Source organism: Serratia sp. FS14, from assembly GCF_000695995.1.
GTDB classification, from domain to species: Bacteria; Pseudomonadota; Gammaproteobacteria; order Enterobacterales; family Enterobacteriaceae; genus Serratia; species Serratia nematodiphila.
Window position 1 is genome coordinate 4,268,905 of record NZ_CP005927.1, and the last position, 19,055, is coordinate 4,287,959.

Consider the following 19,055-nt stretch of genomic DNA (forward strand, 5'->3'; position numbering starts at 1 on the left):
CACCGGTTCTCCCGAACCTCTCAGGGATAGATGATGTTCAACGTGGCCGAGGTGTTGAGTTCCCCCTGCGTCACGCCATCGCGCTGATAAGGGTAATAATAAGCGCCCATGCCGATGATGAAATGACTGTTCAGGCTGCCGCCGGCGGCGACGTGAAACAGTGAGGTGGCGCTGCCGCGATCGACGTTGGAAGGTGACAATACCACCGGCGAGCTCGGCATGTCGCGCTTGACCAGGCGCAGCCCCACCCCTTGCGCACCGCCCGCATTGGCATTGGTCAACACGCTGGCGTCAGAGGCCAGCAGGTTATTGCTGGACAGGAACATCTCAACGGCGCGATCGGCGATGCCTTCCTGCTGCATGTTCTGGCAGCTGATGTTCAGCGAGAACGGCGTGTAGCCGGGTTGATTGTTATTCAGCACCTGCGCCACGCCCATTTTGGGCAACCTGACCGTCAGGCCGGCATTGTCGAAATGACAGGTGGTGGTTTTCGGCGCGTACCTCACCGTCATCGGTTGACCGTACATATCACGGTCGTCATAAGGCCATTTTCGAAAACCGCTCGCGATCCACGACAGGAGTTTGCTCAACATTTTTAACGGCCAGCCAAGGATCTCTCCCAATGACATACCGCTCATATCACTGACGAACAGCACGTCTTCAAACGGATAGCTATCGCCATTGACCAACAACCCGTCTTTGGGTTTTTGCACCAGCGAAAATCGCACCGTCATCATTGTATTCAGTTCGCTGGCCGAATGGCTTCCCGCCCCTCTTAACGTAATATTCTTGATGTCATTGGTGATTTCAGCGCGTACCCACTGCTTGCCATCATTGAAACCGATATAGGTGGCATATTTATCTTTCGGTGACAGCATCGGCGTATAGGAAAATTCGAATTTGCGGCCTGAACATCGGAAGGTCCCGCTATATTGGGTAGACGTCTGGTATTCCCAGACCGGGTTAGCGGCGCTCAGTTTGTCAGAAAGGTCTACAAATAGCGCTGGGGCGTACTCAATGCCCTTGCCATAGCAGGAAGCATAGCTATAGCCGCTGAACAACCCGGACAGCAGCAGCAAAAAAATCAGCCTGATCATAGATTCGGTTATCCTGTATTAGCGGCAAACGCCGGGCGACGCATCCAGCGCCAGATTCGGTTTGGCAATGTGGCAACTGCCGTCGCGCAATTGCACCGTCAACGCCGTTGGCGGCTGTTCGGCGCGCAGGTACAACACGCTGGCCTGGCCGACAAAACCTACCGACCGATCGTTTTCATCCATCACTTCGGCGCCGAACGGCAGCGGTGCACCATCGGCGCGCTGCGCACGCAGCTGGAATGGCCGACGTTGATCGGTCTCGAATTTCAGGTAGCTGACCGCGCCGTAGTAAGGCACATGGTTGGCGACGTTGCCGCTGATTTCCGCCCCGCTGCTGTGGCCGGTATCCGATAGCGTGACCGAGTTTTGCCGGTACGGCGTGGCATAAGGCACCAGCGCCAAACCCTGCGCATTGGTCACGATGCTTTCGTCGCCGTTGACCATCAGCCCTTCGGCCTGCGGCGCCTCGACCACCGTCATGGTGTTGCCGATCTCGTTCGACGCCAGCAGATGCCAGGGGATCGCCACCAGGCTGCCGCGCGCGCTGAGGCCGCTCTGACGATAATCGTTGCCTTCGCTGTAGGAGACGCCCAGCGTCGAGGCGCGGGCGCGATAGGCCGCATTGACGCTGGCCATATTGTCACCGCCGCTGCGATTGCTGCCGCTCAGCGAGTAGCTCAGGCGGTTGGACTCCAGCGCATTGCCGCTCAGGCTGACCGTGCTTTGCTGATAGTGAGAGTCTGTCGCAGACAGGCCGGTGCTGAGGTAGGCGTTGTTATCGAACACCGACAGCGGCAGGCTGAACGACAGGTAATAGCGCGTCTCTTCCTCACGCTGGCTGTTGCGCACCCGGCTGGCGGAAACGGAGTAGCTGACGCGCCCCAGATTGTTGGAATACCCCAGCTGGTATTCGCGGCTTTTCGCATTGGCCGTCCAGTAATCACGCTGGGAGCCGGAGAAGAACAGCGTGCCCCACCCTTCGTTAAGACGCTGGTTCAGGTTGAGCGTAAAGGTATTTTTCGGCCGAGCCGAACGCAGCGCATCCCAGGTGTTCATATCCAGTTCGGACACGCCCTCCTCGTCGCGCCAGCGATCAAACTGACGCTCCAGCTGGCGATAGCCGTCATTGGAGTAAATGGCGTCGGTAAAGCTGTAGTAACCGCGGGTGGAGTAGCGATAGGCAGCCAGCGTGAAGTTGGTCGCGGTGACATCGAGAAATTTACTGTAGGCGATACGGAAGCTCTGCCCGCTTTCACGGCGGTTTTTCAGGCGAGTATCGGCATGCGTCAGATCAATGGACACCGCCCCTATCGGCAGGTTCCAGCCGCTGCCGAGCAGCCAGGCCTGATAGTCGTCGCTCAAAATGCTGCCGGCATAACCCGTTACCAGATTGTTGAAACCGTACTGCAGGGTGCCCTGTACAAAGCCGGGTTCGTAATCGGTATTGCTTTCGTTTACCTTGCCGGCCAGTACGCTGTATTGGCTGACACCCTGTTTCAACATGTTGGGTACGGCTGAAAACGGCACGCTGAACGACTGCTCGCGCCCGTCAGCCTCTTTGACCGTCACCCACAGATCGCCCGCCGAACCGGTCGGCTGAATGCTGTCGAGGGTAAAGGCGCCCGGCGGCACGTTTTCCTGGTAGATCACGTTGCCGTTCTGCACCACTTTCACCAGGGCGTTGGATTGCGCCACGCCACGCACAATCGGTGAAAACCCCTGCTGCGAGTTGGGCCGCATGCTGATATCCGACGCCAGCGCCACCCCGCGAATGCGTACCGAGTCAAACAGCTCCCCCGGCGAATAAAAATCACCGGCGGTCAGGTTGGATTTGATGTCGGCGAACCCGCGCTGAAGATAACGCGTGTTGTTTTGCCACTGGCTCCCCCGCCCGCTGCCGTGGCGAAAGCTGCTGCTGTCGCGAAATTGCCAGCCGGCCAGATTGATCCCGGACTCCAGCCCGGTATAAAAATCGTCATTATTGCTGCGATTGCCTTCGCCACGCGCCTCGGCGTGGTAGTAGGTCGCGTTGTAGGCCAGCGTCAACGCGGAGATGCCACGATTCCAGAAAGCCGGATCCACGTACCCTGCTTCCGATCGGTTGACCCGCGCCTGCGGCACCGTCAACCGCAGGCTCAGCGCGCCGACGTCCATATCGAACCGCCCGCCCTGTACCAGCGAGGCGATCGACAGCGTCGTCTGGGGCGCCTGAGGTGTCGGCAATTGACTCAGATCGATGCCCAACCGCTGTGCATCCTGGTAGGCAATTTGAATATCGTCGCGTTGCGTGCCAAACAGCAGCGCGTAGCGCCCTTTCCAGTCATGATTGACATACACATCGATCTCCTGCCGGCCGGCAGGCATGTCATTGTTGAGGTAAAAACGCGAAAGATCGGAATCGCGCGATTCGCCGGCCAACAGCGAAGTATCGAACGTCACCGCCCAGGCCGTATCCGGCAACAAGAATGAAGAGGCGGTCAGCAGCGAGAGGACTTTTTTATTCAGCTTCATTGTTGTTCTTTCAGGTTAGTGTGCGGTGATGGCTTTAGACTTGTAAGCCCCCAGATCGTCGATATACATCAGGTCATAACGCGCGTTTTTACTGACCGATCGTTTGCTGGCAGCAAACTGGGTGGAAAACGGCGCAACCATCAGCGAATCAACCAGCAGATGCTTGTCCTCACCCTGGCCGATATTCGCTACCGTGATGAAATACGGGCTGTTGTTGATGACGTTGAACCCCTTGCCATTGGCTTGCAGCGTCAGTTTTTCCAATGCGTTTTCTACGCCGCGGGTTAAGGCCTGCGGGCGGTAGAACAGCTTGATGCGCGATTTGATCGCCAGCTGCAGCGTATTGGTACCCTGCAGGTTTTCCGGCGTCGGCGGGATATCCAGCACGTTGAGATAGAACACCGATTCACGATCCGCCGCCAACGCGGCGCCGACTTTCTGAATGCGCAGCTGCTGCCCGCTGTTGCCGTTCACTTTCACCACCGGTGGCGATAGCAAAAACGGTACGTTGGCGGTTTCCGGGGTGGAATTGATGTCGCCGTCGTCGATCCAGGCCTGAACCAGTGAGGGATCGGCACCGTTATTCAGCAGTTGGACAATCACATCCTTGTTGTTTGCCGGGTAGATCACCCGCGTACCGTTAACCACCACATTGGCCTGCGCGCCAACGGAACCGAGCAACAGCGCCGCTATCATCATATATTTTTTCATCGTTCCCCCGGGTGGCCAGGCCCATCAAGGGCCTGGCTTTCAGCGCGATTACAGGTAAGAAATGGTGTAAGTCACGTTGGAGCTCAGAGCGCCCACTTTTGCCGCTTCAGCGTTGGTTTTGTAGTAGTACGCGTCCAGCGTCAGGGTTTCTGAATCCGGTGCCGCTTTATCGCCCATGATGTCGGTGACATAAGGCACGTTCAGCTGGATCGGGGTGGAAGAACCGGTTTCAGCCAGAGAGAAGCCCACGTTCTTCGCAACGGAAGCGTCGTTCTCGTTGACCGAGTTGTTCAGCAAATATTTGCCGTCGGTGGAGATGTTATCCGCGGAGGAGAAGTAGATTTTCAGCGGGGTGCCTGCAGTGCCGGCCGCCGGCGAACAGCCGGAGAAGGTCAGCGAGAAGGACTTCTTGTTCTTGGTGATTGGCCCAACGGCGTTACCCGCGTCGGTCACCGAGATCGGGCTCAGCGCAACGGTGAAATCCGCGCTTTTTCCGCCGTTAATCGTACAGGTGGTGTCGGTAATGGCACCGGTAAAGTTAATGATGCCACCGGCGGAATTGTCTTCAGCAAAAGCCGTTGGCGCAGCGACCGCAGCCGCCATGATTGCAACAGAAAACATCTTCTTCATCATGAGATAAAACTCCATAACAGTTTGGTTTAAGAGAATAAATAAAAATCAGCCGCTGCCGGCGGGATAAAGAAACCCCTCCCCGTAATACAGAGGCAAAAGGATGAACACATTCCTGTTTTTATAAAATCAAGCAATAGCGTTATTAATCACCCGACAATAAAAACGATGAAAATAACGAATCTCTAGGGAACCTCCGAGAAACCGGATGAGATTTCCAGTAAGTTGTGCACCCGATTCTTCAATCCCATTTTGCGTAATGCACTGCATTTCTGCGTACTGACCGTTTTTACGCTTTTATCAAGAATCTTGGAAACCTGAGTCACCGTATAGCCGAAGGAAAGCAAATGGAGCGTTTCCACTTCACTTTCCGTCAGACAACTTTTCGTATGGCGGCCCACTCCACTCGCAACGCCTCCATTCAATGCAGGGCGCTGCGAGATATTATCCATCAGAAAAGACAGCTCTTTACTGATACCGGGGACACTGCCTTTTTTATCGAGCACGACGACATCATGCGAGACAGAACGAAATAACAGACGGCGCTTCTCTTCCGTCGTCAAAAAAATCTTTACACCATGAATAGCAGCCAATAACGCCACAGCCATACTGAAACGCAACATGCTTTTTACCGCATCATCGACGATCAGAATATCGTGGCAATTTCGCCCCATAGCCAAAGGCAGATCGTCATAGTAGGCAATAACGTGATCTTTATGAAAAATCCTTGGCATCAATATTCTTTTTATCGCCTCTCTGAAGAAAATGTTTTCAGATACGATACCGATACTGAGCATACTTCCTCCATCCATGGCCAAAGACAACGTCGATACTTTGCACTAAATACCTGTCTTTTCCTTGGAAAACTCACATTGCCGTTCGGGAGCAAACAATAAGCGATTGGCACATAAACAAGCGCCGTAAACACTAAGATAATTCTGCATCAAATCATTAACGACAGGAACATTATTTTTATTAACCTAAATTTTAATTATTATAATCTGTAAAAACTAATTTTTTTAGAATTTAACTCCAAAAATGACATAAAAAACGGCAAAGGACTGCGTTTTCCGTTCGCCGAGAAAATAAAAAAACGTCCTTGATTATTTATGTTTTCCGCCCAGAACCTTGACCTACCCGAAGTTTCACTAAATACTAGCCGCGAACTGGAAGCCTATATCATTATAAAAACCTGAATACATGAAATATATTATCGACCTCTGCGTGATCTATGACGCAAACGCGTGTCGTCTCCAACTCATTGATAATGATGAGTCATCGATACGGATATCCAACCCGGCTTCACGCCTGTTAATTGAAATGCTGACTCACCCCAATATCCCATTGAAACGTGAGATGTTGATAAAAAAGGTATGGGAAGAGTATGGTTTTTCAGGCTCATCGATCAGTCTAAATGTAGCCGTCAGTGAAATAAGGAAAGCATTCAAGCTTCTGGGTAGAGAGACCTCCCCAATAAAAACCCTGGCGAAAGTCGGGTTTTGTTTCACCGCTATGATTGAAATTTATCCGCCACCGCAGGTAACCGTCAGCGAAACGCCGCCTTCTTATGCTTCAGAGCCGCTTTCGCCCCTGGCACCTGTTGCCGAACCACACCTGGTGCCGCCGCAGAAAAAGGTAAAGGTTAGCGCTGTTGCCACTGTCTGCTGCGTATTTATTCCTCTGTTGATCGTAGCGACGCTTTATCCTATCGAACCTGCTGATCAACCTCGGGAGAATTTAGTTGCGTTAGGAAAAAAGAAAATTGCACCTTATATTCTCTGGATGCAGATAAACATATTGATGACGAACTGGAAAAGCGCATGGTCAACCAGGCATTAGAAGGCAGCGGTGTGGATTGTCTAGCCAGTAAGGCGGATATCTATTTTTCCTCCGAAAAACATACGTTGATTTATAACACCGTCCTCGGTGTATGCTATCTCGGCTCGCAAGGTCGATATACCCAGTGTGTTACCTACAAAATTCTCAATGGAAAATAAATGGCCGCATTGCGCAACCCAAAAATACTGATTATCGGATTTTTGGCAGTGATTCTCTTCATTGTCCTGCTTCGCGTTTTCACACCCGACGCACCTGTACATATGAATTGCCAAGCCGATACGATCACAAAAAAACGATTAGCTTCAGGCGATGACCTGGAACTAAAAGTGACGGGCAGTTTATTCATCTATGACGAGCATCGCGCCATGATCGTTCAACGTGGGGACATTACCGTGGGAGGAAAAACCTACAGCCTGGATAGAAAAATAAACTTTGATATAAAGAGGTTGGATCACGGGTTTTACATGACCACCCACCGAGAAATCAGCAAAGCCCCCGACGATAACGCGCCGGATGAGCTGACCAAAGAAATCCCCATGATCTCTCTCGGCATTAAGAACGGCGTTTTTTCGATGCGTAAAGTGCGACAGGATGCGTACATCGTTCATGGCGTGCTTTTCCCGGTCACGTTATGCCGTTAACGTGAAAGCAGAATGCCATAAAGAGACAGCGAAGAAACACAAGGGGGCGCGCTCTTGGCAAACACGCCCCAGATAACGGTTGGGGAGGCGGGAGGACTATTTTACCGACATATCCGTGCGGACGATGCCATGGTTTTTCATCACCTCTTCCATGGTGAGGTTCTCATCGTACGGCGTATCGTCAACCACGACGTCTTGCGGGCGGACATAAGGTTTGGTCGCGCGTTTGAACATCCACCACCATACGAACACCAGGAAAGCGCCGGACTTCAAAAAGATCATGGTCCATAAGGCGACTTGATACCAGTTCATCTCTGTCTCCATAAGAGCATTAAACGAAATTGATAAGGCGGCGTTGCTTGTCGCACCGGTAACGCCTGGCAACAGCAGGCAGCCGAGCGGCCGGCCTTGATAGGTGCATAATCTCACCGACGCATGGCCCTTATCAATAGCCGATCGCGTTTCCTGCAAAAGCGCCCCGGTTTATCCGCACGCAAAAGCAAAAAACCCCGTGCTCAGAGAGCACGGGGTCAGAATGTATGGCGGAGGAGCAGAGATTCGAACTCTGGAACGGTTTCCCGTCGACGGTTTTCAAGACCGTTGCCTTCAGCCACTCGGCCACCCCTCCGCAACGACGCGCACTATAAACAGACCTTATTCGCTTGTAAAGCCCGAACGCGTTCAACCGCGCGAAAAATCGCCGCAGGCAAAGCAAACGGCGATCAAACGAACACCCACCCCGCTGTTGCCATAATGATAACTAAGGGTAAAGATTGGTAAACAAACTTTAATCAAGCCCTTGCGCTGCCTATCATCGGGATTATTTTGTGATGGCCTGATAAGAGAGAGCATTATGGACCGCATTGTCGTCTCATCTTCTTCGCGCGACTCGCTGCTCAGCACGCATAAAGTCCTGCGCAACACCTATTTCCTGTTATCCCTGACCCTGGCTTTCTCAGCCCTGACCGCGACCGCCAGTACAATGTTGGGTCTGCCTGCACCAGGCTTGCTGCTGATGCTGGTCGGTTTCTACGGCCTGATGTTCCTGACCCATAAACTGGCCAACAGCCCGGCGGGCATTCTGGCGGCTTTCGCGCTGACCGGTTTCATGGGATACGCCCTCGGCCCGATCCTCAGTTCGTTCCTGAACGCGGGCGCGGGCGATCTGATCATGCTGGCGCTGGGCGGCACCGCCGCGGTGTTCTTCTGCTGCTCGGCGTATGTGCTGACCACTCGTAAAGACATGTCGTTTCTGTCCGGCATGATGATGGCCGGTTTTGTGGTGCTGCTGGTGGCGGTGATCGCCAACCTGTTCCTGCAGATCCCTGCTCTGCACCTGGCTATCAGCGCGCTGTTCATCCTGTTCTCCGCCGGCGCGATCCTGTGGGAAACCAGCAACATCATTCACGGCGGCGAGACCAACTACATTCGCGCCACCGTTAGCCTGTACGTGTCGCTCTACAACATGTTCATCAGCCTGTTGAGCATTCTGGGCTTCGCCCGCAGCAACTGATCGCGCGTTACGCATGTCTTCCAGGCCCCGCTCCGGCGGGGCTTTGTTTTTTGCGGCCGAAAAAATTTGCTAAACTGGCGGCCGTTCCGAATTATCCGTTATCGAGGCAGTATGTTGGAGTTTGAAGGTCAGGTTATCGACACTGACGCGCAGGGCTATTTGAAAAACAGCGCCGACTGGCATGAGGGCCTGGCGCCGCTGCTGGCCGCGCAGGAAGAGATCGTGCTCACCGAAGCACACTGGGAAGTGGTGCGCTTCGTGCGCGACTTCTATCAGGAATTCAATACGTCGCCGGCTATTCGCATGCTGGTCAAAGCCATGGCGCAGAAATACGGCGAAGAAAAAGGCAACAGCCGCTATCTGTATCGCCTGTTCCCGAAAGGGCCAGCCAAACAAGCCACCAAAATCGCCGGCTTGCCGAAACCGGTGAAATGCATCTGACCGCGCCGCCCGCAGCGCCGCTGCAGGCGAGCATTTAATAGCGAATGCCAAACCCGGCGTAATCGGCCACCCCCTGCGGTTCCACCAGCACGCGTTCGACGCGCGCGCTGCGCGGGCCGCCCTGTTTCAACCACTCCACCAGCTTATCCACCTGCGCCTGTGTGCCGCAGGCCACCACCTGAACGCTGCCGTCATCGAGATTGCGCGCATAGCCGGTCACCCCCAACGCCTCAGCCTGCCGCTGAGTGGAATAGCGGAACCCTACCCCCTGCACCACGCCATACACATACGCAGCAATGCAAACTTGTGTCATAATCGCCCCCTTAATTCAGTTTTCATTATGGCATTGCCGTGCCTTTGCACCGCCGTGTCACTCTTTCTATCCTAGCTGGCAGCATTATTAATTATGACCGTACGCCTGTTTCTCGCCAAAGGACGTGAAAAGTCCTTACTCCGTCGCCACCCTTGGGTGTTCTCCGGCGCCGTTCAACGCGTTGAGGGTAAAGCCCTCTCCGGTGAAACCATCGATATCCTCGACAGCCAGGGCAAGTGGCTGGCGCGCGGAGCCTATTCGCCCGAGTCGCAGATCCGCGCACGCGTCTGGACTTTCCAGCAGGATGAAGAGATTAACATCGATTTCTTCATTCGCCGCCTGCAGCAAGCGCAAAGCTGGCGCGACTGGGTCGCGCAGCGTGACGGTCTGGACGGATACCGCCTGATCGCCGGCGAGTCCGACGGCCTGCCGGGCATCACTATCGATCGCTTCCAGAATTTCCTGGTGCTGCAGCTGCTGTCCGCCGGTGCCGAATACCAGCGCCCGGCCCTGCTTTCCGCCCTGCAGCATTGCTACCCGGAATGTTCGATTTACGATCGCTCCGACGTTGCGGTGCGTAAAAAAGAAGGCCTGCCGCTGGCGCAGGGCCCGGTGCTGGGCGATTTGCCGCCGGAACTGCTGCCTATTACCGAGCACGGCATGAAGCTGCTGGTGGACATTCAGCAAGGGCACAAGACCGGTTTCTACCTCGACCAACGCGACAGCCGCCTGGCGGCGCGGAACTACTCTGCCGGCCGCCGAGTGCTGAACTGCTTCTCCTACACTGGCGCATTCGCCGTTTCCGCTCTGATGGGCGGCTGCGCGCAGGTGATCAGCGTGGATACCTCGCAGGCGGCGCTGGACATCGCCAAACAGAACGTCGAACTCAACAAGCTTGATCTGAACAAGGCGGAGTTCGTTCGCGATGACGTGTTCCAGCTGCTGCGCAACTACCGCGCTCAAGGCGAAAAATTCGATCTGATCATCATGGATCCGCCTAAGTTCGTCGAGAACAAGAATCAGCTGGCCAGCGCCTGCCGCGGTTACAAAGACATCAACATGCTGGCGCTGCAGTTGCTGAATCCAGGCGGCATTCTGCTCAGCTTCTCCTGCTCCGGCCTGATGCCGACCGACCTGTTCCAGAAAATTTTGGCCGATGCCGCTGTAGATGCCGGACGTGATGTACAATTTATAGAGCAGTTCCGCCAGGCTGCCGATCACCCGGTGATCGCCACGTATCCTGAGGGGCTGTATCTGAAAGGCTTCGCTTGTCGGGTGATGTAACTTGAAATGCGCTGCCTTGCCCCCATATATGAGCAAGGCATTGTTTCTCAGGAGGTCATCATGATTGCCAGCAAATTCGGTATCGGACAACAGGTTAGGCATAAGCTGCTGGGGTATTTGGGGGTCGTTATCGATATCGACCCGGAATACTCTTTAGAACAACCCAAAGCTGACGAGATAGCGGCGAACGACGAACTGCGTTCCGCCCCTTGGTACCACGTGGTGATGGAAGACGAGGAAGGCCAACCGGTGCACACCTATCTGGCGGAAGCGCAGCTGGATGGTGAGCCCCAGGAGGCGCATCCCGAGCAACCATCGCTGGATGAACTGGCGGAATCCATCCGTCACCAGTTACAGGCGCCACGTTTGCGCAATTGACCGCGCCAAGACCTGAGAAACCCCGAGAGGGCCCGGCATCGCGCCAGGCCCTTTTTTTATTTAGCGCTCCAGCCCTAAACGCGGGATTTCTATTTTTGGGCAGCGATCCATCACCACGCGCAGCCCAGCCTGTTGCGCCAGCGCTGCCGCCTGATCGTTGATCACCCCTATCTGCAACCACAGCGCCTTGGCGCCGATCGCTATCGCCTCTTGCGCCACGCCGTAAGCCGCCTCCGAATTGCGAAACACGTCAACCATATCCACCGGCTGTGGGATAGCGGCCAGCGTAGGGTAAACCTGCTGCCCCAGCAGCGTCTGCCCCGCCAGTTTTGGGCTGACCGGGATCACCTGATACCCTTGTGCCAACAGATATGCCATCACACCATAACTGGGCCGCGACGGGTTATCGCTGGCGCCGACCAGCGCGATGGTTTTCACCTGCTGCAACAGCTCAACAATCTCTTGATCTTGCATCTTCAACTCCCGTTTATCACTTCGTCACTTTCCATTTCGAGTGTAACCGATCGGCATTCGCTCGGTTAAACGCTAATGCGAAGGAAACTTCACCGCAATCTTATGGTCAGAGGCTGTCGCGGTTCAGCTGCGCACGGCCGTGTCTAATCGCGATAAAATATGTAAAAATGTAAACAAAATACCCGATTGAAAAATTTTGACACAACCTATGCCGTGTTCAACACTTAGAGCTACGTCACTTTATAAGGAGATAATGATGAAATTTGGTCTGGTGGTTGCGGCGTTGCTCAGCATCAGTATGCCTGCCGCGGCTACGACCCTGAAACTCTCCCCGGACATCGACCTGCTGGTGGTCGACGGCAAGAAAATGACAGGTTCGTTGTTAAAAGGTGCCGACAGCCTTGAACTGGATGGCGGACAGCACCAGTTGCTGTTTAAAGTGACCAAAACCGTACGTTCCGGCCAGCATACACAGGCCTATACCTCCCTGCCGCTGGTTGCCAGCTTCAATACGCAAAAGATCAGCCAAGTGGCGATCGAACTGCCGCGCATCGAGAACGATCGTGATGCGCAACGCTTTGACAGAACGTTAAATTATCTAGTGGTCGATAAAGACGGCAACGCCTTGCCATTCCGGCATGATGCGCTGCATCCCGACAGCGTCACCTTCAATACCGATTTGGAAAAGGTGATGACCGATTACAACCGCCAGAACCGACCAGCCTCCGTTCCGACCTTTGTGCAGGCGAACGCAGGCAATCCCTCAACCCCCGCGTTGGCCGGCGCACCGCTGAATGCCCCGACGGTGACGTTGAAAGGTGAAAACGTGTCGGAACAGATGTTGCAATACTGGTTCCAACAGGCCGACAAGGAAACACAGAAGCGCTTCCTGCGCTGGGCCAATAAACAACCGATTCGCTGATCCCTCCCGGCGTCTTTCCCCGCAAAGGCGCCTTTTCTTCGCATTTTCAAGCGCAAACGCTAGGCAGTGAAAAACAGTTTCAGTAATCTGTCGCACATCCCCCTGATTAGCGAAGGACACCGAGATGGAATTGACTACTCGCGCTATCGCCGCGCGCAAACACATTGCGCTGGTGGCGCACGATCACCGCAAACAGGCCCTGTTGGAGTGGGTAGAAAGCCACAAGACTATTCTGGCGCAGCATCAGCTGTACGCCACCGGTACGACCGGCAACCTGATACAGCGCGCCAGCGGCATTCCCGTCACCAGCATGCTGAGTGGGCCGATGGGCGGCGATCAGCAGGTTGGCGCACTGATTGCGGAAGGCAAGATAGACATGCTGATCTTCTTCTGGGATCCGTTGAACGCGGTGCCGCACGATCCGGACGTGAAGGCGCTGCTACGGCTGGCGACCGTATGGAATATTCCGGTGGCCACCAACCGCTCGACCGCGGACTTTCTGATCGACTCTCCGCTGTTCAAAAGCGAGGTGGAGATCGCTATCCCCGACTATCAGCGCTACCTGCAAGACCGCCTGAAGTAGTCCTCACGGCCTGGCTGCCGCCAGGCCCGAGCTTACGGTTTTTTCTGCACCGGTACGCCAAGATCCTGCAGGTGTTCAACGAATACCGAAGGGTGCTCACGATCCTGCAACAGCCATACCTGATGTTTAGCGCGAGTTAACGCGACATACAGCAGACGGCGTTCTTCGGCATCCGGGAAATCCTCCGGCCGCGGCAGTAGCACCTCTTCCAACACCGACTCGCGCGCCACGGCGGGGAAACCGTCACGCCCCTCATGCAAACCGGCAATGATGACGTATTCCGCCTGCTGCCCCTTGCTGGCGTGGATGGTCATAAACTCCAGATTCAGTTTAGGCCAGCGGGTGGCCGCTTTCGCCAACGCTTCCGGTTTCAGATGATGGTAACGCGCCAGCACCAGGATGCGTTCATCTGGCTTGGCGTAGCCACTCAGCTTGTCCAGTAAGGGTTCCAACTGCTCGTGCGGCAGGATCGCCACCGACTTTTTATTGCCCTTGCTCAGGCTGTTGAGCGGTTTTTTCAGCTGGTGCGGATTCTGCTGCACGAACCGGTTGGCCACCTCGCCGATACGTTCGTTGAAGCGATAAGTCGTGTCCAGCGCGCACTGCGCCCCTTCGCCGAAGTGGGTGGCAAAAGCCGTGGTTAACGTCAACTCTGCGCCACTGAAGCGATAAATCGCCTGCCAGTCATCCCCCACCGCAAACAGGCAGGTCTGCTTGTTCTGTCGGCGCAATGCCGCCAGCAATAACGCACGCTGCGGTGAGATATCCTGAAATTCGTCGACCAGAATATGTTTCCACGGGCTGACGAAGCGCCCCTTGTCGAGAATGTTGACTGCCTGATGGATCAGGCCGGAGAAGTCTACCGCCCCTTCCTCTTTCAAGGCGCTTTTCCAGGCTTTCAGCAGCGGCGCCATCAGCCGGATGCGTTTTGAAAACAGATCGCGGATTTCTTCATCCGCCTGCTCAATCATTTCCGCCTGGCTGCCGCCGTGCATGCGCATCAACCCCAGCCACCGCTCGAGCCGGCCCGCCAGGCGATCCGCGAGGCGTTTATCTTGCCAGAAGTCGCCTTCCGGCACTTCCCATTCCAGCTCTTCGGCCAACCATTGACGCCACCCCTTGGCCTGGGCTTTCTTCTCCGCGCACTGTTGGCGCCAATGGGTAATCAGCAGCGCTTTGCGCGCGTTGGCATCAGTTTCCAACCGGCTGATGGCCGGCGCTTTGCGGCTGCCTTGTTGAATGATTTGCAGCGCCAAGGCATGGAAGGTCTTGGCCTGAATGCCGACATCGCCCAAACGTTCTTTGATGCGGTCGTTCATCTCGCCGGCGGCCTGGCGGCCGAACGCCAACAGCAAGATTTGCCCCGGCTCCGCCTCCTGACGGCGCAGCAGCCAGCCGGCGCGCGCCACCAGCACCGACGTTTTGCCGCTGCCGGCGCCGGCCAACACCAGCACGGAATCCTCGCCATTGACCACCGCCCGGCTCTGGGCGTCGTTGAGCGGCGAGCTCTCGACGGTCTGGAAGAAGTCGTGATGTTGCTCCAGCATGCGATCGGTCCACTGCCGGTTGCGTTGTTCAACGCTGCGTTGCCCCTGCTGCAGCCATTGCAGACACAGATGGTAATCGGCCCGGCAGTTATCGAATTCATCCAGGCGCGCTACCGGCATCGGCAGCGCGGAGAAAGCCTCACGAATTTGCTGCTGCAGCTTGCCCAGCTCAGACTTTTTGAACCATTTATCTTGCTGCTCAATGCGCTGAATCTGCGCCACCTGCTGTTGCAGCACGCCGGCGCTGACCTCACTCATTTCGGCGCTCCAGTGCTGCCACGCCTGCTGCAGATAGTGATAAAAACGCTGCGTTTCCTGCCATTCGGTACCGTGCAGCCGCACCACTTTTTCGTCCGGCAATTCAAATTCCAGCTCGCCCCAGACGATGCCACGCTTGCACCTGACCTGAATCAGTTGATTGAAGGGGATCAGGTATTCATGTTTTTCCCCGCTCACCTCAACGCCGGCGTGCAGCAACCGCACGCGGTTATAAGGGTGCTGAGCCAGGTGTTTCCCCAGCGATGTCGCTTTAAGTTCCATATCGTCGCGCCATGACTATGTTGAGAGTAAATAACGGATATCTGCCAGTTTACCTGCGATAAGCAGTGGCACTCTAGCGCTAAAAAAAGGGTAGAATAGATTTTGCGTTTTTATCGTGAATACGCCCGCATCGCGGTTTGGCTATCATTAGAGCAGAATGACGTCTATGCGTACTGTACTGAATATTCTTAATTTTGTGTTGGGCGGTTTCTTCACCACGCTAGGCTGGCTCATTGCGACAGTGTTCAGCGTGCTGCTGGTCATCACGCTGCCGCTCACTCGCTCCTGCTGGGAAATCACCAAGCTGTCGCTGGTGCCGTTTGGCAACGAGGCGATACATGTCGATGAACTGTACCCGGAGAAAAGCAATGCGCTGCTCTCCGCCGGCGGCTCACTGCTCAACATTATCTGGCTGGTGCTGTTCGGCTGGTGGCTGTGCCTGTCGCACATCGCCGCCGGTATCGTGCAATGCGTTTCAATCATCGGCATTCCGGTCGGTATCGCCAATTTCAAAATAGCCGCCATCGCGCTGTGGCCGGTGGGGCGCCGCGTCGTCTCGGTAGAAATGGCTCAGCAAGCGCGTATTGAGAATGCTCGCCGCCACTATCATCAGCGTTAATTTTTTCTCCGTTTGAGGAGTTTTTTGTGCTCTCTTTTGCACCCGCAGTACGTCGTTATACCTACAACAGCAATCTGCTGTACCACCTGCGCATTCTTATTGCGCTGATCGGCACCACCGCCGTTCCCTGGTGGCTGGGCATTCCCAAGCTGACTATCCCGCTGACGCTGGGCGTGGTGGCAGCGGCACTGACCGATTTGGACGACCGCCTGGCCGGCAGGTTACGCAACCTGCTGATCACGTTGGTGTGCTTCTTTGTCGCCTCCGCTTCAATCGAACTGCTGTTTCCCTATCCCTGGTTGTTCGCCCTTGGCTTAACCACCTCAACCTGCGGTTTTATCCTGCTGGGCGCCTTAGGGCAACGTTACGCCACCATCGCCTTCGGCGCGCTGCTGATCGCGGTTTACACCATGCTCGGCACCGCCATGTACGATGCCTGGTATCAGCAACCGCTGCTGCTGGTGATCGGCGCGCTGTGGTATAACCTGCTGACGCTGGCGGGCCACCTGCTGTTCCCTATCCGGCCGCTGCAAGAGAACCTGGCACGCTGCTACGAGCAGCTGGCCAACTATCTGGATGCCAAGGCCAACCTGTTCGATCCCGACGCCGAACGCGACGCCGACCTGCCATGGATGGATGTCGCGATGGCCAACAGCGCGTTGGTCGCGTTGCTGAACCAGACCAAAGCCTCGCTGCTGACGCGCCTGAAAGGCGATCGCGGCCAACGCGGCACCCGCCGCACCTTGCACTACTATTTTGTCGCGCAGGATATCCACGAACGCGCCAGCTCTTCCCATGTTCAGTACCACGCGCTCAGCCGGCAATTCCGTCACAGCGATATTTTATTCCGCTTCCAGCGTTTGCTGAGCATGCAGGCGCGCGCCTGCCGCCAGCTGGCACAATCGATCCTGCTGCGGCAAAAATACCAGCACAACCCGCGTTTTGAGCCAGCCTTCAGCCGCATTCAGGATGCCTTGGCACGCATAACCGAAACCCAGGGCAATTCAGAGCAAACCAAAGCGCTGGCGCACCTGCTGAAAAACCTGCATGCGATCGATGCGCAGCTGGCCAATATCGAGTCAGAGCAGACGCTGGCCAGCGGGCAGGCGGAAGAGAACAGCCTGGCCGACGATCGCTTAACCGGCTGGAGCGACATCCGACTGCGCATCAGCCGCCATTTGACGCCGCAGTCGGCCCTGTTCCGCCATGCGATCCGCATGTCGGTAGTGCTGTGCGTGGGTTACGCCTTCATCCAGTTCACCGGCATGCAACACGGTTACTGGATCCTGTTGACCAGCCTGTTCGTCTGCCAACCGAACTACAACGCAACCCGCCGGCGCCTGGCGCTGCGCATCATCGGCACTCTGGCCGGTATCCTGATCGGCCTGCCAATCCTCTATTTCGTGCCTTCCGTGGAAGGACAACTGGTGTTGATCGTCATCACCGGTGTCCTGTTCTTCGCTTTTCGCACCGTGCAGTATGCCCATGCAACGATGTTCATTACGCTGCTTGTGTTGCTGTGCTTTAACCTGTTGGGTGAAGGTTTCGAAGTAGCAGCCCCGCGCGTTTACGATACCTTGTTGGGTTGCGCCATCGCCTGGGCGGCGGTCAGCTTTATCTGGCCGGACTGGAAGTTCCGCCAACTGCCGGCGATAGTGGATAAAACGCTGAATGCCAACTGTCGCTATCTGGACGCCATTCTGGTGCAATATCATCAGGGTAAGGATAACGGGCTCGCTTACCGCATCGCGCGGCGAGATGCCCACAACAGCGATGCTGAACTGGCTTCGGTCATCTCCAACATGTCCGCCGATCCCAAGGCCGACAAGGCGTTGCAAGAAGCCGCCTTCCGTCTGCTCTGCCTGAACCACACTCTCCTGAGTTATATCTCGGCGTTGGGGGCGCACCGCGAGCGGTTGAATACCCCTGCCACACTCGATCTGCTCAATGATGCCGTGTGTTACGTGGACGGCGCCTTACATCAAGAAGAACGGAACAGCCAGCGCATTGCGCAAGCGCTGGAACAGCTGGCGGAGCGCATTCGCACAGCCGTTCCGGAACCTGAAAGCAAAGAACAGTTGGTTTTGCAGCAGGTGGGGCTAATGCTCGAGCTGCTGCCGGAACTCACCGCACTCCATACCCAAATCAATAAGGCAACCTAATTCTTCAGGGCCCGCTCGATGGGCCCTGAACTACTGGCTCATGCCCATGGCGGCGCATAGCCATCGTATGATCGAACCAGCGCACCAGTTCGTTGCGCAATTCGGTCGGCAATGCCGCCTGATGATAGCCGGCTATCGCGCCGCCCAGCGACAGCAGCACGCGCAACCCCAGATTGGTCTGCTGTTGCAGCAGGCGAAGATAGCTACGTTTGGCGCCATGCAGCCGCAGGTCATAGGCATTGCGAATACCCGCTCGCCATAGCAAGCGCTCCATGTTGACATCTATATTTGGCAACGCCTTCAATCTGCCGTGATCGCCAGCCTTGAGCCGCTGCTCTCGGCGTGCTTCCCTGATGGCCTGCCAGGCCAGCCCTACCAGCTCGTTGCGTTCCCGCCACAGCGACTCGTCAACCCAGTAATAGCGCAAGGTGATGGGCACACCGCGCTTGGAATAGACCATATTGACCATGCCCCGGGCACGAAAGGCCGGTTCCATGCTCGCCGTAGCCCGCAAGTACAATTCACCTTCCGCTACCACCGCAAACATTACCCCTTCAGCCAGCAGCCCATAGCCGCCAAACTGTGATCGTGTTGTGATGGCGCCCAGCGCCGCAAAGCAATTTTTAGCCTGCGCGATCCTTCTCGTCGACATCCTTTTCATAGCGTTCCTCCTTTTTAGGTTCTGGCCGTATTATTTCTCTCATCAATGAAAAAAGTAACGTGAACAACTAATTAGAAAAATACGCACTATCCGCCCGCCTGCCAATCACAAAAACCGCCAGTACAAAAAATGATCGCAATTATGCGAGCCGCTACGAAAATTTGGGTTGATCTTATCCTAAATCAGAGA

20 protein-coding genes and 1 tRNA gene are annotated in these 19,055 nt (G+C 55.6%); 10 read left to right on the forward strand and 11 right to left on the reverse strand.

The window, feature by feature from the left end:
- Positions 1 to 20: 20 nt before the first annotated feature.
- The 5 genes from L085_RS19555 to L085_RS19575 form a co-directional block, all read right to left on the reverse strand.
- Positions 21 to 1,097 (reverse strand): fimbrial protein, encoded by a 1,077-nt coding sequence (locus L085_RS19555; RefSeq protein WP_044031517.1) that lies wholly within the window; start codon positions 1,095 to 1,097, stop codon positions 21 to 23.
- Positions 1,098 to 1,115: 18 nt separating this feature from the next.
- Positions 1,116 to 3,608 (reverse strand): fimbria/pilus outer membrane usher protein, encoded by a 2,493-nt coding sequence (locus L085_RS19560; RefSeq protein WP_021504877.1) that lies wholly within the window; start codon positions 3,606 to 3,608, stop codon positions 1,116 to 1,118.
- 15 nt (positions 3,609 to 3,623) lie between these two features.
- Positions 3,624 to 4,319 carry a molecular chaperone gene (locus L085_RS19565; RefSeq protein ID WP_015377371.1) on the reverse strand — a complete coding sequence of 232 codons (696 nt, stop codon included), beginning with the start codon at positions 4,317 to 4,319 and terminating at the stop codon, positions 3,624 to 3,626.
- A 48-nt stretch (positions 4,320 to 4,367) separates the two neighbouring features.
- Positions 4,368 to 4,952: a fimbrial protein gene (locus tag L085_RS19570; protein WP_015377370.1), complete on the reverse strand. Its 585-nt coding sequence runs from the start codon at positions 4,950 to 4,952 to the stop codon at positions 4,368 to 4,370.
- Positions 4,953 to 5,134: 182 nt separating this feature from the next.
- On the reverse strand, positions 5,135 to 5,746 hold the full coding sequence (locus L085_RS19575) for a LuxR C-terminal-related transcriptional regulator (protein ID WP_015377369.1): 612 nt from the start codon (positions 5,744 to 5,746) through the stop codon (positions 5,135 to 5,137).
- A 403-nt stretch (positions 5,747 to 6,149) separates the two neighbouring features.
- Here L085_RS19575 and L085_RS24230 point away from each other — a divergent pair, with 403 nt between their 5' ends.
- Both L085_RS24230 and L085_RS19585 read left to right on the forward strand, forming a co-directional pair.
- A complete protein-coding gene (locus L085_RS24230; RefSeq protein ID WP_049870690.1) occupies positions 6,150 to 6,788 on the forward strand; it encodes a winged helix-turn-helix domain-containing protein in 639 nt (212 codons plus the stop codon).
- A 158-nt stretch (positions 6,789 to 6,946) separates the two neighbouring features.
- Positions 6,947 to 7,429 (forward strand): hypothetical protein, encoded by a 483-nt coding sequence (locus tag L085_RS19585; protein WP_015377367.1) that lies wholly within the window; start codon positions 6,947 to 6,949, stop codon positions 7,427 to 7,429.
- A 96-nt stretch (positions 7,430 to 7,525) separates the two neighbouring features.
- Here L085_RS19585 and L085_RS19590 read toward each other — a convergent pair whose 3' ends face one another.
- On the reverse strand, positions 7,526 to 7,741 hold the full coding sequence (locus L085_RS19590) for a hypothetical protein (RefSeq protein WP_016928277.1): 216 nt from the start codon (positions 7,739 to 7,741) through the stop codon (positions 7,526 to 7,528).
- Positions 7,742 to 7,969: 228 nt separating this feature from the next.
- Positions 7,970 to 8,057: transfer RNA gene (locus L085_RS19595), tRNA-Ser, on the reverse strand.
- Positions 8,058 to 8,282: 225 nt separating this feature from the next.
- On the opposite strand from L085_RS19595, the gene yccA reads away from it, so the two are divergent.
- Positions 8,283 to 8,942: an FtsH protease modulator YccA gene (gene yccA, locus L085_RS19600; RefSeq protein WP_004928091.1), complete on the forward strand. Its 660-nt coding sequence runs from the start codon at positions 8,283 to 8,285 to the stop codon at positions 8,940 to 8,942.
- A gap of 111 nt (positions 8,943 to 9,053) precedes the next feature.
- Positions 9,054 to 9,383, forward strand: a complete 330-nt coding sequence (gene tusE, locus L085_RS19605) for a sulfurtransferase TusE (RefSeq protein ID WP_004928095.1) — start codon at positions 9,054 to 9,056, stop codon at positions 9,381 to 9,383.
- Between the two features lie 34 nt (positions 9,384 to 9,417).
- Here tusE and yccX read toward each other — a convergent pair whose 3' ends face one another.
- Positions 9,418 to 9,696 (reverse strand): acylphosphatase, encoded by a 279-nt coding sequence (yccX, locus tag L085_RS19610; protein ID WP_004928098.1) that lies wholly within the window; start codon positions 9,694 to 9,696, stop codon positions 9,418 to 9,420.
- A 93-nt stretch (positions 9,697 to 9,789) separates the two neighbouring features.
- Here yccX and rlmI point away from each other — a divergent pair, with 93 nt between their 5' ends.
- On the forward strand, positions 9,790 to 10,980 hold the full coding sequence (rlmI, locus tag L085_RS19615; protein ID WP_031300125.1) for a 23S rRNA (cytosine(1962)-C(5))-methyltransferase RlmI: 1,191 nt from the start codon (positions 9,790 to 9,792) through the stop codon (positions 10,978 to 10,980).
- A gap of 60 nt (positions 10,981 to 11,040) precedes the next feature.
- Positions 11,041 to 11,358, forward strand: a complete 318-nt coding sequence (gene hspQ, locus L085_RS19620) for a heat shock protein HspQ (RefSeq protein ID WP_004928104.1) — start codon at positions 11,041 to 11,043, stop codon at positions 11,356 to 11,358.
- 60 nt (positions 11,359 to 11,418) lie between these two features.
- Here the strand turns inward: hspQ and L085_RS19625 are convergent, their stop codons facing one another.
- Positions 11,419 to 11,832, reverse strand: a complete 414-nt coding sequence (locus L085_RS19625) for a CoA-binding protein (protein ID WP_015377364.1) — start codon at positions 11,830 to 11,832, stop codon at positions 11,419 to 11,421.
- Between the two features lie 256 nt (positions 11,833 to 12,088).
- Here L085_RS19625 and L085_RS19630 point away from each other — a divergent pair, with 256 nt between their 5' ends.
- Together L085_RS19630 and L085_RS19635 are read left to right on the forward strand one after the other, a co-directional pair.
- Positions 12,089 to 12,754 (forward strand): DUF2057 family protein, encoded by a 666-nt coding sequence (locus L085_RS19630; RefSeq protein WP_004928109.1) that lies wholly within the window; start codon positions 12,089 to 12,091, stop codon positions 12,752 to 12,754.
- A 124-nt stretch (positions 12,755 to 12,878) separates the two neighbouring features.
- Positions 12,879 to 13,337: a methylglyoxal synthase gene (locus L085_RS19635; RefSeq protein ID WP_044031518.1), complete on the forward strand. Its 459-nt coding sequence runs from the start codon at positions 12,879 to 12,881 to the stop codon at positions 13,335 to 13,337.
- 32 nt (positions 13,338 to 13,369) lie between these two features.
- On the opposite strand, the gene helD is transcribed toward L085_RS19635, so the two are convergent.
- A complete protein-coding gene (gene helD, locus L085_RS19640) occupies positions 13,370 to 15,424 on the reverse strand; it encodes a DNA helicase IV (RefSeq protein WP_044031519.1) in 2,055 nt (684 codons plus the stop codon).
- A 166-nt stretch (positions 15,425 to 15,590) separates the two neighbouring features.
- Here helD and L085_RS19645 point away from each other — a divergent pair, with 166 nt between their 5' ends.
- Positions 15,591 to 16,043, forward strand: a complete 453-nt coding sequence (locus L085_RS19645) for a YccF domain-containing protein (RefSeq protein ID WP_004928120.1) — start codon at positions 15,591 to 15,593, stop codon at positions 16,041 to 16,043.
- A gap of 26 nt (positions 16,044 to 16,069) precedes the next feature.
- Complete coding sequence (yccS, locus tag L085_RS19650; protein ID WP_044031520.1) at positions 16,070 to 18,205, forward strand: YccS family putative transporter; 2,136 nt, start codon at positions 16,070 to 16,072, stop codon at positions 18,203 to 18,205.
- Positions 18,206 to 18,209: 4 nt separating this feature from the next.
- Here the strand turns inward: yccS and L085_RS19655 are convergent, their stop codons facing one another.
- Complete coding sequence (locus L085_RS19655; RefSeq protein WP_028128001.1) at positions 18,210 to 18,866, reverse strand: TfoX/Sxy family DNA transformation protein; 657 nt, start codon at positions 18,864 to 18,866, stop codon at positions 18,210 to 18,212.
- Positions 18,867 to 19,055 lie beyond the last annotated feature (189 nt).